Source organism: Streptomyces sp. NPDC012466, from assembly GCF_042955215.1.
GTDB lineage: Bacteria > Actinomycetota > Actinomycetes > Streptomycetales > Streptomycetaceae > Streptomyces.
Genome location: NZ_JBIBEQ010000001.1, coordinates 965,432 through 980,552 on the forward strand (window position 1 = coordinate 965,432; position 15,121 = coordinate 980,552).

Here is a 15,121-nt window from a genome sequence, read left to right on the forward strand (position 1 = left end):
CTCCCTCGAATCAGGTGAGTCCGGCGGTTCTGACGCTGTCGCGGAAGGAGGATTTCAAGGCGTTCTGCGACGCACCGGGCCGCGTGCAGCCCCCGGTGCTGAGCCGGGATGAGTTGGGGGTCCTGGATGCGGCCGAGCGGGATGCCTACAACCGTGCCCGGCGGCAGTGGCATGCCAACCTAGGCCCGATCCGTACTCCTCAGCTCGCCGCGCTGCACGAGGACCTGTGGGACATCGTGGACAGCAATCTGCAGGACGGGGACAGGGCCAAGGGGGCCGTGGCCGTTGATGCCTTTCCGGGACTGGGTAAGACCACCGCCGTTCTCGCCTTCACCCGGGAGTTCCACCGCCGGGAGATCGCCGAGCAGGGGGCGTTCACCGTGCAGGGGCACGAGCGGTGGCCGGTGTGCCGGGTGGGACTCACCGGCAACACCGGCATGAAGGACCTCAACCGGGCCATGCTCGAATTCTTCGGCCACCCCGGACGCCAGACCTCCACCGCCGCCCAGCTGGGTCTGCAGGCCCTGGACTGCGTGCTGTCCTGCGAGGTCCGCCTGCTGATCCTGGACGACCTGCACTTCCTCAAGTGGCGCAAGACCAGCGGCATCGAGGTCAGCAACCACCTCAAATGGATCGCCAACGAGTTCCCCGTCACCCTCCTCAAGGTCGGAGTAGGGCTCGCGGACAAGGGCTTGTTCAGCGAGGGCGAGGCAGCCGGCGAGACGGCCCTGGCTCAGACCGGCCGGCGTACCACCCGCCTGGACATGCCGCCCTTCACCATTGACACCGACCAGGGCCGCCATCACTGGCGACAGCTGCTGCTGGCCCTGGAACAGCGCATCGTTCTGACCGACAAGTATCCGGGCATGCTCGCCAATGACCTGTCGGACTACCTCTTCGCCCGTAGCACCGGGCACATCGGCTCGCTGATGACGTTGATCAACCGAGGCTGTCAGCGGGCCCAGCGCACCGGCGCCGAACGCCTCACCCTGGACCTGCTCGACCGGGTCAAGAATGACGAGGCCGCCGAACACGCCCGCCGGGAGCTGGAATCCGCGCTGCGCACGGGCAAGGCCACCAGCCGTCCCCGCAGGGCGCGGGCCACTCGTAGGTGAGTGCCATGCGGCGGACCTTGCCGATCCGGTGCGCCCCGTATCCCGGCGAGGCCCTGGACTCCTGGCTAGAGTTCATCGCCGCCCGCCTGAACTGCCCGTTCACGGACGTGCTCAACGCGCTCGGCCTGCCGAACCGTGACCCGGCCATGGCGGCACTGGTGCTGCCGCGCTGGGCCATCCTGACCACCCGCGACGAGCTGTCCTCCATCGCCGAGGTCACCGGGATGGCCGAAGACGTACTCCCCGCGATGACCCTGCAACGCTTCGACGGGCATGCAGTGGTGATCCAGCCCGAACAACGACGGGTGCGCCCGCAGGTGCTGTGGGGCCGGGCAGGGTCCCGGTTCTGCCCCGCCTGCCTGACGGACAGCGGCGGACGCTGGCAGATCACCTGGCGTCTGGGCTGGTCCTTCGCCTGCACCCGGCATCATGTGCTGCTGGCCGACCGCTGCCCGGCCTGCCAGCGTATCCCCCGCATCCGCGCGCATCCTCGCACCCAAACCCCCCGTCCCGGATGGTGCTCAAGCCCCGCCCCTGACGGCGGGCTACGGCCGCCGCGCTGCCACCACCCCCTGGCCGGCACCCCGGCAACCGCGATCGCTCCCGACGGGGCCCTGGCACGGACGCAACGCCTCATCGACACCCTCCTCCAGGACCCCGGCCACACGGTGCGCTGGCCGCTGTACGGGCCGGCCGGTGTGCCTTTGGAGGTGGTGTTGCGCGACGTGAAGGCCCTGGCGACGCTGGTCCTCCACCACGCGGCACCCGAGGACCTGCGCCGCGTGGCCCCGCCCGACGTCCTGGAGCGCCTGGAGCGCTACCGCACCAAGCCCCTGCCCGCGAGGGCCCAGCACCCGCATGACGCCCGGGGTGTCGATCCGACCAGTAGCGTGACCCCCGGCGACGCCGCTGCCGTGGCCGTGGCAGCCACGACAGCGATCCGCGTCCTGCGCGCCGAGAGCATCCGCGATGCGGGCAGGGCCGTGCGGTGGCTGACCGGCCGTGTGATTGCCGATGGCCGCCGGCTCTACCCCGACAGCCTCGTCGCCCGCAGCAGCACGCTCTCCCCGGTACTCGAAGCGGCCCTGCGCTGCAGCCGGGAGACAACCCTGGTTCCGGTGGTCCGTCTGCGCTACCGCACCGTCCTAGGCTCGACCCGGCCCCCGGCCGCGCGCGGTTCCAGGGCGGACATGCTGCCGACGGCGCTGTGGCCGGCGTGGGCCCTGCGTCTGTCTCCCCGGCACGCCGATGGCCGTCCCACAGCCCAACGCGCGGACGAACTCCTCACCGTTGCCTGCCTGCTGGCCGGCAACACCACCTCGATCCAGGACGCGTCCAGCCTGACCGGCACCTCCTTTAGCAGGCACACCGTGTCAGCGTTCCTCGCCGAACTCACCCGCCGCCGCGACTGTGCCGGCGTCCTGCGCGCACTGATCCTGCTGGCCGATAACCTCGATGCGCACGGCTCCCCCATCGACTATGCCCGACGTCGTGCCCTGTTCACCGCCCGCCCCAGCTTCATCGCCCCGGAGAGGTGGCTGGATCTGCAGAAGCGACTGCGCGCGGCCCCGGCCCTCGACGCCCGGCATGCCCAGCGCTGGATCTTCCAGACCCTGACCGGATCACCCCCTCGTCTCGCGCACCCAGACATAGCGCCCGCCACCCGCTCACAACACGGGCAGTACCAGCGTTTTCGCTGGCGGATCCTGCCCGCCGAGCACGAACTGCTCCATCACACCGCACGCACCCTGCTGGACGAGCACGGCATCGACGAACCCCTCCAGTGGACGCCACAATTGCCTGCCCGTGCACTGCGCCATCTCGTGCTCCCCGGGCCCGACCCGGACAGCATCACCCCCGCCCAGCTCCGCCAGGCCGTGTCCGGCAGCGACTTCTCCATCGGCCAGCTCGCGCACACCCTGAACACCGCCCCCACCCACGTCTTCTACCTGCTGTCCCAGCACCCCGTCGACTGGAGCGGGCCACGCTTCCGGCGGACCCAGCGCACTGCCACCCGCGTAACACAATGGCGCACCTGGTACGAACAAGGCGACATCTCCCTGCAAGACATCGCCGACCGCGAAGGAACCAGCCTGGCCGCCGTCCGCCTCGCCCTCATCAAGGACGGCGTCGCCATGCGCTTCTCAAAGACTCAGGCGACTCGACAGTGAGCCCTCTGTCACCGATCGCTGAGTCGATGGCAGGGATCACGGTGCGCCAAGCGGCTCAACAGCAACGATTCTGCGGTTACCCAGCCAGCGCCCACGGGCGGGGCGCCGCCGGATCAAGGGCTGGGCCGATTCATTCTGCAGCCATGCAAGGTCCTTTCGACTCTGCCCTCGTTCTTCCGCCCCCGGCCTCCCACTGGCGGCGTCGGCGCGAGGGTCACGCGTCCAGTGACGTCATGACGTGCTTGATGCGGGTGTAGTCCTCGAAGCCGTACGCGGACAGATCCTTGCCGTAGCCGGATTGTTTGAAGCCGCCGTGGGGCATCTCGGCGACCAGTGGGATGTGGGTGTTGATCCACACGCAGCCGAAGTCCAGCTTCTTGGACATGCGCATCGCGCGTGCGTGGTCCTTGGTCCACACCGACGAGGCCAGGGCGTAGTCGACGCCGTTGGCGTACTCCAGGGCCTGTGCCTCCTCGCGGAAGGGCTGGACGGTGATGACCGGGCCGAACACCTCGTTTTGGATGATCTCGTCGTCCTGCTTGAGGCCGGAGACGACGGTGGGGGCGTAGAAGTAGCCCTTGTTGCCGACGCGGTGGCCGCCTGCCTCGATCTTGGCGTGAGCGGGCAGACGCTCGATGAAGCCGGAGACTTGCGTGAGCTGGCCTGCGTTGTTGAGCGGTCCGTACAGAACGTCCGGGTCGTCGGGTCGGCCGGTCTTCGTGCCGGTGGCGGCCCTCGCCAGCGCCGTCACGAACTCGTCGTGGACCGATTCCTGTACGAGGACGCGGGTCGCTGCCGTGCAGTCCTGGCCGGCGTTGAAGAAGCCGGCCACCGAGATGCCCTCGACGGCCTGGGTGATGTCGGCGTCGGCGAAGACGACGACAGGGGCCTTGCCGCCCAGCTCCAGGTGGACGCGCTTGACGTCCTTGGCCGCGGATTCGGCGACTTGCCTGCCGGCTCGTACGGAGCCGGTGATGGAGGCCATCGCCGGGGTGGGGTGTTCGACCATTAGGCGGCCGGTGTCGCGGTCACCGCAGACGACGTTGAAGACGCCCTTGGGCAGGATGGACCCGATGATCGCGGCCATCAGCAGGGTGGAGGCCGGGGTGGTGTCCGACGGCTTCAGGACCACGGTGTTGCCCGCGGCCAGCGCCGGGGCGAACTTCCAGACCGCCATCAGCATCGGGTAGTTCCACGGTGCGACCTGCGCGCAGACTCCGACGGGCTCACGCCGGATGATGGAGGTCATGCCGTCCATGTACTCACCGGCCGAGCGGCCCTCCAGCAGGCGCGCGGCGCCGGCGAAGAAGCGGATCTGGTCCACCATCGGTGGCACCTCTTCGCTCGCCGTCAGCCCCAGGGGCTTGCCGGTGTTCTCGGACTCGACGGCGACGAGTTCCCCGGTTCTCGCCTCGAAAGCGTCCGCGATCTTCAGCAGCAGGCGCTGTCGCTGGGCTGGGGTGGTGTCGCGCCAGGCCGGGAACGCGGCCGCGGCTGCGCCCATGGCTGCGTCGACGTCCGCCTGGCCGGACAGCGGCGAGGTGGCGTAGGGCTCGCCGGTCACCGGGTTGACGATCTCGATGGTCCGCCCGTCGGCGGCGTCCAGGGACTCGCCGCCGATGTAGTTTCGCAGCGTGCGCAGAACAGTTGTCACTGGGGCTCCAGTCGGCACATAGGTGGCTTCTCGCATGTTTCTTCGAATCCGGATCCGGCTCCACGTGGACGGGGACGAGGACCACAGCACCAGCACGGCGGCGACAATGATCGGCTGCCAGGGTTCCCCGCTTACCCCCGCCTCCGGCCGGCACCGGCTCGGTGCCGGGTATGGGGCTCCGCAGAGCGTGGCCTGCGCCTCTGCGCGTTTCGGTTTGCGCAGCCGGATTTCGGAAAGCGACCCGCTTCCGTCGGCGGAAGCGGGTCGCACCCGGCAGCGGGGGCGGCCTATTCCAGCGGCTTCTCGTCGCGGAAGCGCCGCAGCACGTTGCCTGTGATCTTCGCGATGTTGTTGTCGTACCCGTTGTGGGACAGCGACCCCGTCCAGGCGATGGATCCGACCGAGAAGAATCCGCCGCCGCCCTCCAGCGCGCAGTAGACCATGTCCGAGCGGACCGCCGGCTGCTCGGTTCCGCCCATCCCCGGGAGCATCTCGAAGATCTCCTCGGTCACCAGCAGGTAGCTGTCGGAGAAGGGCCCGGAGGTGGCCAGGACCAGGGTTCCGGGCGGCGAGCCGAGCGCCGGGTTCCAGCAGTCGATCTCGGCGCCGGCCGCGCCGCCGCCGATGATGCCGAAGTCGCCCAGGAGCTCGTTCTCGCCGACGCCTTCGAAGATGAAGGCCGCCCGCGGATCCCGGCTGTCCGCGAGGCGCTCGTAGTAGGTGCAGCGGTCGAAACCCTGGGCCGCCATCCCGACTCCCACCAGACGCTGCGGGGCCTTGCCCTTGTTGCGCCACAGGCCGCTGGCCTCGCCCGAGGTGGTATGGCGACGCTCGGCGAAGGGGGACTGGTGGGGGCGGGTGCCGCCGTCGGCCCGGCGCAGCTCCATCAGGTGCGGGGCGTCGGGGTCGTAGGAGACAGTCGCGAAGAACCCGTTGCCGCCCAGGTACATCAGCCGGCCGCCGTTCGCGGTGAACTCCTCGAGGGCGTCGAGTTCGCGCCGCGTGACGTATTCGGGATGGCTTCCGGTGATCACGACGCGGTAGTCGCGCAGCAGGTCGTAGCCTTCCCGGTCGAGGTCCTCGTCGGTGAGGGCGTCGAACTCGCACTCCGCCGTCTCCAGCCAGTGCACCAGGGACAGGTCGGCGGGCAGGCCCCAGGGGCCTTCGCTCATGAACGAGGCCCGGTACCGCGGCTGCAGGCTGATCAGGGGGCGGCGGACGCTGCCGAACACCACGCCGGATCCGTCATTGTGGATTTCGTACAGGGAGCGGCCGAACTCGGGGTGGTCCTGTAGGACCAGGTCTTCCTTGTGGACGATGGGCGTGTGCCCGAGGAGCATCTCCATGCCGTCCGCCTCGAAGGCGATCCGGTCGTTGGCGTAAGCCAGGTAGGTGGCCGTGGGGAACAGGACGGCGACGTCCTTGCGCCGTCGGCCCGGTCCGACGAGGAAGGGCACGTGCTGCTCGATGCCCTCGGCCCGCAGCCGTACCGCGTAGACGCCGCTGGGCAGGTCCTCGGGTACCTCGAAGGTGAAAGCCGCGGGCCACTGGGCGTCGGCGATGTCGTCGTCGTGGAAGTGGATGGCGTCGAACTCGTCCGGCGCGAGCCGGAAGTCCTCCACGACACCTTGGAACGTGGGCCCGGTGACGCCCCGGACGGGCGCGTTGACGCAGCGGCCGTGCAGCCTGTGCGGGCCCTCGTCGACCACATCCCATAGCAGCAGCCCGTCGGCGCGCTCGCTGCGGCCGAAGTGCCAGGCGGCCACCGGCTCGCGCGTCCTGGAGGCGTCGTCGGTGGCGCGTTCGACGCGGATGCCACCGATCTTCCCGTTGAACGCGGTTGCCGCGAGCAGCCGGTCGCCGTCCTCGCGAGCCAGCGCGCCGATACGGAACGGCATGGAGGAAGCCGTCCAGGCCGCCGAGGCGGTTGCGTTCGCCTGCTCGGGTACGGAGGCTGTGGCGGCCGGTGCCACCCGGTCCGCGCAGTGGTCCAGCGGGGTCTGCCGCAGGGTGATCTGCCCCGCCGATCGTGGAAGTTCGACCTCGAGCCGGTACCACTGGTGGGCCGTCAGCTCCTGTTCCAGGGTGAGGGTCCGCCGCTGACCGCCCTCGCTCCATACGAAGGACGGCTTGCCCTCGTCGAGCAGCAGGGCCCAGCCGGTCATGGTCGCCGCGTCCCAGGTGCCCAGGATCGCCTGGCGTTCGCCGGTGAAGCCGACGGAGCTCTGGCTGACCCGGTAGGCGCCCAGGTTCCCTGAGCGGTTGTTGCGTGGCAGCGTCGGGAAGACGGAGGCGCGGATGACCAGTGCGTCGGGGGTCGCCAGCAGGCCCTTTGGGTCGGGGACTTCGACGTAGGAGCCGGGCTGGCAGGCGTAGTACTGCCCCGGGTACGTGCCGTCGATGGTGGAGGGGACCTCGGCCTCCAGGAAGCCGGGCCCCGCCTGCCCGTCGTATCCGTGCCGCAGGCGCACCAGGGCGGCGTCGTAGGTCGCAGGGCCTTCACAGCTGATGTGGAACGACAGTTGCTCGCCAGGGCGGGCGGAGAAGCGATCGGTGTAGCCGAAGACGTTCTGGGTCGTCGTGCGGCCGCTCGCGAGTGCCATGACCTTCTCGTTTCTTTCTAGTTCTGCTGCAGTGCCGCGGCACGCGCGGTGAAGATGTACCGCATGGCGTCTTCGTAGTCCCCGAAGGACTGTTCGGTCAGGAGCAGATTGCCCGGCATGCCCAGGGCAATCTTCGACACGCGCCAGGGCCCGTCGGGGCCTGCGGAGAAGATGATGTGCTTGCCCGAGACGGGCAGGCTGCGCAGCGCCCGCAGCACGCGTTGGGTGCGGTCGTCGTGCGGTCCCAACGGAGCCGCTTCATGGGCAGCGGCGACCTCGTCGGTGCACTGCTTGCGCAGGCGTTCTTCGCTGCGCAGACGGAACACTTCGAGCAGTTCGGCCGAGCGGTCTGCACTGGTGCGCATCAGTTCACCTCCTGCTGCTGGAACACCTTCGCGGTGCGACGGGGCAAGGACGATGGGCTCACTGAGGATGCCTTTCATGCTTGAGGGGGCTCGCGGGCGCCGGGCCGCGACTGTGGCTTACGCCTCGGTGACGGTGCCTCGGACCGATGCCGAGTGCTGCCCGGCGGTGAGCGGGAGTGAGGTCAGGCGTCGGAGCCGCTGAGCGAGCGGCCGGTGAGCTTGAAGTACGCCGCCACGCCGAGGCCGATGACGAGCCAGCACGAGCCGACGATCTTGGCGTGGGGGTCCGCGTTCCACAGCGCGACCAGGAGGAGTGTGGCGCCGAGGATCGGGGAGATCCAGTGGACGAAGAAGCGGCGGCTGCGGCCTCGGACGACGAAGTGGGTGAAGACGCTGACGTGGAGGAGGATGTAGGCGGTGATCGCGCCGAAGGTCACCAGGGTGGTCAGCAGTCCCGACTGCTCCACGCCGAGGATGCCGACTCCCACCGACAGGAGCGCGATGAAGATCATCGCGTTGAGGGGGACCTGATGCCTGTCGCTGACCCGCGACAGGAACTTCGGCAGCTGCCCGTCGCGGGCCATGCTGAAGACCAGGCGGGAAGAGGTGGCGTTGGAGGCGATGGTGTTGGCGAAGATCGCGATCAGGGCGGCGGTCAGCAGGAGGACCGTTTTGAACCAGCCCGCCATGGCCGTGCCCACCACGTTGTAGAAGGCGTTGTTGACCGCGTCGCCGTCGGCGAACTCCGTCCCCCTCGGGACCAGGATGCCCGCCACGAAGACCTGCACGACGAACAGCGCGGTCACCTGGTAGAGGACGATCATGGTGGCCTTGGAGACGGTTCTGCCGCCGCCCTCGGCCTCCTCGTTCAAGGTCGAGATCGCGTCGAAGCCGATGTAGCTGAGCGCGGCGACGGGGACCGCACCGAGGACCAGGGACCAGGAGCCGCCGTCCGCGGGGATGAACGGGTTGAGCGACAGGTGGGCCTGGCCCTGGAAGATGAGCACGGCTGCCCAGACCAGGAACACGGCCAGTACGACCAGCTGGATGTAGAGGAAGATCTTGTTCATCGTCGCGGTGACGCTGATGCCCATGATGTTGATCAGGGCGGTCGCGGCGACGAAGATCACCACCCAGATCCAGGCGGGCACCCAGGAGACCACTCCAGTCATCGCGCTGGCCGCGAAGACACACAGCAGCGCGGGCAGCAGCAGGTAGTCGAGCAGGATGGCCCACCCGGAGACGAACCCGAGGAAGCGGTTGCTGCCCATCCGCACGTAGCTGTAGACCGAGCCGGCGACCGGGAACCGGACCGCCATCTCCTTGTAGCTGATGGCACTGAACAGCATCGCGATCGCAGCCACCACGTAGACCGCGGCGACGGCGCCGGCGGACATGTTGTAGACGATGCCGAACACCGCGACGGGGGCGAGCGGCACCATGTAGATCAGGCCGTAGATGACGACGTCGGCCAGGCTGAGTGTGCGGGCGAGCTCCTGCTCGTAACCGAGTTCGTGCAGCCGGTCGCGGGCGTCATCCGCGCCGCCGACTCTATCGGACATGGCTTGCGGAGCTTCTGGAGCGTTCAAGGCCGGGCCTCCTGAGGGATGAACGAGCCCCCGGCCGACTGTCGGCGCCATGAGCGGCGACAGCGGGGTAGGACACGGGGGTCGGCAACAGCCGGCTCGGCGGGTGGGGACCGCCTTCAGCGCGGGCTTCTCTTCACCTCGAATATGGTGCTAGGCCACCTTGTGGCTCAATACGCATTCCTACCGACAGCGGCGGTCAGCGGTCCAGGCTGAGAATCCCCTCGCGCAGCGCCGACGCCACCGCGCCGGCTCGCGACGGCTGCCCCATCTTGTGGAGGATCCGCTCCACGTGCGTGGTCACCGTGCGCACGGAGACGTCTCGCTGCGAAGCCAGCTGCTGGTTCGAGAACCCCGCCGCCATCCCGTTCAGGATGTCGTACTCGCGCGGCGAGAGTGAATAGGGCAAGCCGGCCGTCGGAAGCTCCTGCACCAGTACAGCCGGCTCCGGCCGTCCCAGCGGATCGGCCACCTTCAGGACCTGCAGCGAGAGCCACCCTTCACTCGACGCCTGCAGCCCGGTGGCGGCGACCTGCGCTGAGGCCATGAAGCGACGCAGAAAGCCGGTGAACTCGGGCTGCGTGGGCGCGAGCGCCGGGGCACACGACTCGACGGCCCAGGCACGGCCGGTATGGTCGATCAGGGTGGCGTTCGCTCCCGGCGGTATGGCGCATCCGGTGGTCTGCCGTCGAGCCACGTCGCACATCTGAGCAAGCGCGGGCACCAGGGCCTTGAGGAGTTCGGCCGCGTCATCACGGAACGCGCCGCGCGCCGCCGCGGAGAAATGCAGCATGCCCGTGTACACACCGCTGTCCGAGAAGAGGCAGGCGGTCATGCCGTCTGCGAAGCCGGCAGGTCCGAGCACCTCTCGGTACATCGGGGACCGTCGGTAGTCGCCCGGCATGTCGTCGATCCGCAACGGCAGGTGCCGCTCCCGGACCGGCCGGTTCTCGGCGCTCGCCGCATAGCGGTCACCCAGTGCGGCAACCGTCGCATCACCGTAGGTGACCACTCCGAGTGCGCGGTGCGCACGGGCCATCGGGTCCCAGAGCATGAGGGCGCCGGCGTCGTGATGAGTCACCGGCTCAAGCAGCCTCAGCACCGTCATCGCGGCCTCGCGCCGGTCGCCGGCTCCGGCCGCGTAGGCCGCCTCGACCAGGACCCGGGTGTGCAATGGCTTCATCAGTGAATCCCTCTCGAAGCCGGACTACCCCACCCCACGATAGCAACGTCCTTCAAGGATCTGAGGGTGAGAGCCGCGGTTGCACATCGCGCTCGGGGTGACCGCCTGGGAGAAGAAGTCGGCCGGTCCTGCTTCTGACCGGAAAGGTAGGAGGCGTGGCCGGCGTTCGCCCTGCCGATCTGAACGAGCTGCTTGAGCGGCGACGGGTTCCGACAGGTACGCCGATTCTTCTGGACGAGGTGATGCGCCCGGTGGAGCCGCTGTCGAGATGGTTCCGGGTGACTTTCGAGCCATCGAGCGGGGACAAGCCCACTGTCATGCCCGGAGTCATCGGGCTCACCGATCCTACGAAAGACCGGCGTGAACCTGCACCAAAACGGTCGGACAACTGGTCTCAGGCTGCCGGCAAGCGAGCCCGGCCCTCCCACTACCGGGGCCGGGCCCTCTGCCGCGCCGCGCTCCCTCAGGACCGCCAGTGCTAGGATTTTCCCAGTCGGACACTCCCTGAGCAGCTCCCATGACGACGTTGCGACCGCCGCTGGAGACCGGTCAGGCACCCCCCTTCGACACGACGACGGCAGCGACCATCGTGATCGACCCACAGGGGATGGTGATCGGATGGGACCAAACGGCCGAAATCCTCTTCGGTTCCTCTGCCGCACATGTCCTCGGACGGTCGCTCGACCGAGTTCTCCAGGTCGCCGACACCGACTCGTCCCCCTTGCTCGCCGAGGCCGCCTCATCGCCCTGCCCTTGGTCGGAGACCCGTAAGATCCGCCGCGCGGACGGGACGTCGGTCAGCGTTGTCCTGCGCGTCAGCCCCCTGAACCATCGGACCACGGGGGCGGCGAGCGTCATTGTGGCTGCCACAGCCGATGAGACGCACAGATGGATGACCGACCAGTCCATGCTGCGAGGGCTGTCCACCCAGTCGCCCATCGCGCTCACCGTCTACGGCCCCGACCTGCGTGTGCGCTGGATCAACGACGTGCTCCAGGAGCAGATGGGCCTGACGCGCAGCCAGTGCATCGGCCGCTACAGCACCGAACTCCTCCCGCAGGGCATGATCCTCTCGCCGGGGTACACCGGCGTCCTGGAGGACGTCATGGCCGAGGTGCGCGACACCGGTGAACCCGTCTTCGACGTGCTCTACAGCAGTCCCACGCCGGCCGACCTGAGCCACCAGCGGATCTGGTCCTGTTCGTACTTCCGGCTGTCCGCCATGGACGGAAGCCCTCTCGGTGTGTGCGAGTCCGCCTTCGACATCACGAACCGCTACGAGGCACGACTGCGCGTCGAGCTTCTTGGCCGTGCCAGCCGGATCGGCACCAGTCTCGACGTCGTGCGCACAGCGCAGGACCTCGCGTCGGTGGCCGTTCCCGACTTCGCGGACCGCGTCGAAGTGGACCTCGTGAAACAGGTCGTGGCCGGCGACCAGCCTCCACCCGCCGACGGCGAGAGAGGCACCTCGGTACGACGCGTCGCCGAACGCAGCGCACAGGTGACGTCCGCCTCTGTGCCGAGCCTCGGGCTGCTCCTCTCGGCCGAGACCGACGGCCCCCGCCACCTGGTCCTCCCCCTGTCCGCCCGTGACATCGTCCTCGGCGCGGTTGCCTTCACCCGCACGGTGCCGCGCCACCCGTTCACCGCTCAGGAGGTCACGCTCGCCAAGGAGTTGGTGTCCCGAGCGGCCGTTTGCATCGACAATGCCCGCCGCTACGCGCGCGAGCACACGACCGCTCTGACCCTGCAGCGCAGCCTGCTGCCGCAGGTCATGCCGCAACCCACGGCTGTCGAAGTAGCCCACAGGTATGTGCCGACCGCCGGTCCGCTCGGTGTCGGAGGCGACTGGTACGACGTCATCCCTCTCTCCGGGGCGCGGGTCGGTTTCGTCGTGGGGGACGTGGTGGGCCACGGCCTCAACGCCGCGGCCACGATGGGACGACTGCGCACTACGGTTCGCGCTCTTGCCGCACTGGACCTGGCCCCAGACGAATTGCTGGCCCGGCTCGACGACTTGGTGGGCCAGGCCCGGGTGGGAATTCACCGGCCGAGCAGTGAAACTCCGGAGGACGAGGCACTCGGTGCGACCTGTCTCTACGCCGTCCACGATCCCGTCACCGGTACCTGTACCGTCGCGAGCGCCGGCCACCCGGCCCCGGTCGTCGCCATGCCTGGGCAGCCCCCGGATCTGCTGGATCTGTCAGTGGGACCACCGCTCGGAATCGGTGGTCTGCCCTTCGAGTGCGCCGAAGTCGGCGTTCCCGAAGGGAGTGTGCTGGCTTTCTACACTGATGGGTTGATCGAGTCCCGGCGTGCCGGAATGGATAGTGGCATGGCGAGTGTCCGCCGCGCTCTGGCGGATCCCGCACTGGATCTCGAGGCCCTGTGCGACATGGTCACCGCTCCGGTCGCCCGCGGTTCGGCCGAGGACGATGTGACGTTGCTGCTCGTCCGTGTCCACGCGCTTCCCGCAGAGAACAAGGCGAGTTGGCGCGTCGCCCGGGATCCCTCAGCCGTGGCGGGCGCGCGGGAACACGCGCGGGTCCAGCTGGAGCGTTGGGGACTGGAGGAGATCGCTTTCGTCACGGAACTGGTCGTGAGCGAACTCGTGACGAATGCGATCCGATACGGCACCGACCCGATCACGTTCAGGATGCTCCGCGATCAGCACAGAACCTTGATCTGCGAAGTCACCGACGCAGCGCATACGGCTCCCTACCTTCGACGCGCCGCCCACGACGACGAGGGCGGCAGGGGGCTGTTCCTCGTCGCCCAGTGCACAGACCGATGGGGAACCCGCTACACCCGTGAGGGCAAGACGATCTGGGCGGAGATCACGCTCATGCTGTCCGGCTGACCTGGCGCGTCACCGTGCGGACCCGACGGCCCACTCCCGTGCCAAGATGAAGGCGTGATCCGCGACCCTGCCGTCGGCGCCTTCCGGCTGTGCAGCCCGGACAAGACCGCCTCCAACCGGCTCTGCCTGACCGACGCCGAGACCGGCCAGGACGCGCTGCTGGCCACGTACGAGGCGTTCGCCGCGGTCAACACCAGCCTGCTCGTCCAGCACCTCAAGCACCGCAGCGTGCGGACCGCCACCGGGGCCGCCGAGCTGCCACGCGGCGGATGACACGAGCCGCGAGATCCCACAACGCGTGTGGGATCTCAGATTCCGTGGCCGAATCTCACGACCAACGGCCACCCAGTGGCCGATCAGCCGCAACCCGAGGGGTTGGTCAGACGGGCGCGGCATGGATCAGACGTCACCTTGGGAAAAGACAGTGACGGTGTCAGGGTCTGCTCCTATCTTCAGACCATGACCGTCACCGCACGGCGGGAGCTGGTGAGCCCGGCGACCCGCAACGCCTTCCGCTCTCTGGCCACGGACCTGACCGTCCGGATTGTCGCCGAACTGTGGGAGGACCACGGGTTCGCGCCCATCCCGCCAGATGAGCTGAAGTACCAGGACTCAGGCCAGCGGCGGACTGAATTCATGCTCTACGCGGAGGGCGTGGACTGGTCGGATCCGAACCAGGTTCGACGTGTACTCCTCGTCTTCGAGGACTTCATTCGCGCGTACCGGAACCCGGACGATCAGGGAACCCCGAAGTGGCTTGACGACATCAGGGTCCGCTTGGAGCGGGACGGCTTCACTCTCGATAAGGAGGGGAGGATCTCCTGGTCCAACCCGCCAGTGCTGGTCCGCGACCTCAGTACCCTGAGCGACGCCTCCGGCATCACGATCGAGTTGGAGCGCATCCGGAGGGACCTGACCACCGATCCCCATGGGGCCATCGGCGCGGCCAAGCAGCTCATCGAGGCAACGGCGAAGACCGCTCTTGGGGAGCTGAACATCGAGGTCGACCGGAACGCCGCGCTCCCAGCCCTGATCAGCACGGTCCAGAAGGCGCTGAAGCTCGACGCTGGCTCGGCTCCTGATGGGCCGGACGGCAGCAAGGCCGTGAAGAGAATCCTTTCGGGCTCGGTGAACATAGCAGTCGGCGTCGCTGAACTGCGCAACCAGGGCTTCGGCAGCGGTCACGGTCAGGCGAGCGCACCGTCTGGGCTTGGAGTGCGTCATGCCCGCCTGACGGTCAATGCTGCCGTGACCTGGTGCGAGCTGATCCTCGACACGCTCTCGGACCCCGCCGCGCCGTGGCGCAAGACCAAGGTCTGATCACTTCGCGAAGAGGGCCAGGTTTCGGGGTGGAGCAGATCGCGCCACCCCGCAGGGCGTGACTTCAGCTCGCCAACTCGGACCTCCCGCCCACCGGTCTCGGCGGGCCCACTACACCCTGAGGAAATGCCCCGGCCGTGAGACGGACCGGCTGTGCCATCAACTTGAGACAGCGTAAGAGCTGCTGGTCAGCCAGGACGACCGGTACCACGAGCCGCGAGATCCTACAACCGAAGGTTGAGCGTTCTCACCGAACTCTGACCG

At 68.5% G+C, this 15,121-nt stretch carries 10 protein-coding genes; 5 read left to right on the forward strand and 5 right to left on the reverse strand.

The features are described from left to right. The first annotated feature begins 14 nt into the window (after nucleotides 1-14). Nucleotides 15-1,115 (forward strand): AAA family ATPase, encoded by a 1,101-nt coding sequence (locus ACFY9E_RS04370; protein WP_390979195.1) that lies wholly within the window; start codon nucleotides 15-17, stop codon nucleotides 1,113-1,115. A 5-nt stretch (nucleotides 1,116-1,120) separates the two neighbouring features. Continuing rightward, nucleotides 1,121-3,286, forward strand: coding sequence for a TniQ family protein (locus ACFY9E_RS04375; RefSeq protein ID WP_390979197.1), 2,166 nt, complete (start codon nucleotides 1,121-1,123; stop codon nucleotides 3,284-3,286). 214 nt (nucleotides 3,287-3,500) lie between these two features. On the opposite strand, the gene ACFY9E_RS04380 is transcribed toward ACFY9E_RS04375, so the two are convergent. From ACFY9E_RS04380 to ACFY9E_RS04400, 5 genes are all read right to left on the reverse strand, one after another. After that, on the reverse strand, nucleotides 3,501-4,940 hold the full coding sequence (locus tag ACFY9E_RS04380) for an aminobutyraldehyde dehydrogenase (protein WP_390979199.1): 1,440 nt from the start codon (nucleotides 4,938-4,940) through the stop codon (nucleotides 3,501-3,503). A gap of 287 nt (nucleotides 4,941-5,227) precedes the next feature. Continuing rightward, entirely contained in the window at nucleotides 5,228-7,543 is a 2,316-nt protein-coding gene (locus tag ACFY9E_RS04385; RefSeq protein WP_390979201.1) for a N,N-dimethylformamidase beta subunit family domain-containing protein, read from the reverse strand. Nucleotides 7,544-7,560: 17 nt separating this feature from the next. Further along, the gene (locus ACFY9E_RS04390; RefSeq protein ID WP_390979203.1) at nucleotides 7,561-7,908 is read right to left on the reverse strand and encodes a hypothetical protein; all 348 of its coding nucleotides are present in this window, start codon (nucleotides 7,906-7,908) and stop codon (nucleotides 7,561-7,563) included. A 182-nt stretch (nucleotides 7,909-8,090) separates the two neighbouring features. Then, a complete protein-coding gene (locus ACFY9E_RS04395) occupies nucleotides 8,091-9,470 on the reverse strand; it encodes an amino acid permease (RefSeq protein ID WP_390979205.1) in 1,380 nt (459 codons plus the stop codon). A 223-nt stretch (nucleotides 9,471-9,693) separates the two neighbouring features. Then, entirely contained in the window at nucleotides 9,694-10,677 is a 984-nt protein-coding gene (locus ACFY9E_RS04400) for a LuxR C-terminal-related transcriptional regulator (RefSeq protein WP_390979207.1), read from the reverse strand. A gap of 517 nt (nucleotides 10,678-11,194) precedes the next feature. Here ACFY9E_RS04400 and ACFY9E_RS04405 point away from each other — a divergent pair. The 3 genes from ACFY9E_RS04405 (at nucleotide 11,195) to ACFY9E_RS04415 (ending at nucleotide 14,857) form a co-directional block, all read left to right on the forward strand. After that, complete coding sequence (locus ACFY9E_RS04405; protein WP_390979209.1) at nucleotides 11,195-13,537, forward strand: SpoIIE family protein phosphatase; 2,343 nt, start codon at nucleotides 11,195-11,197, stop codon at nucleotides 13,535-13,537. Nucleotides 13,538-13,591: 54 nt separating this feature from the next. Next, complete coding sequence (locus ACFY9E_RS04410; protein ID WP_390979211.1) at nucleotides 13,592-13,810, forward strand: hypothetical protein; 219 nt, start codon at nucleotides 13,592-13,594, stop codon at nucleotides 13,808-13,810. Nucleotides 13,811-13,996: 186 nt separating this feature from the next. Continuing rightward, nucleotides 13,997-14,857: an abortive infection family protein gene (locus tag ACFY9E_RS04415; RefSeq protein WP_185015068.1), complete on the forward strand. Its 861-nt coding sequence runs from the start codon at nucleotides 13,997-13,999 to the stop codon at nucleotides 14,855-14,857. Nucleotides 14,858-15,121 lie beyond the last annotated feature (264 nt).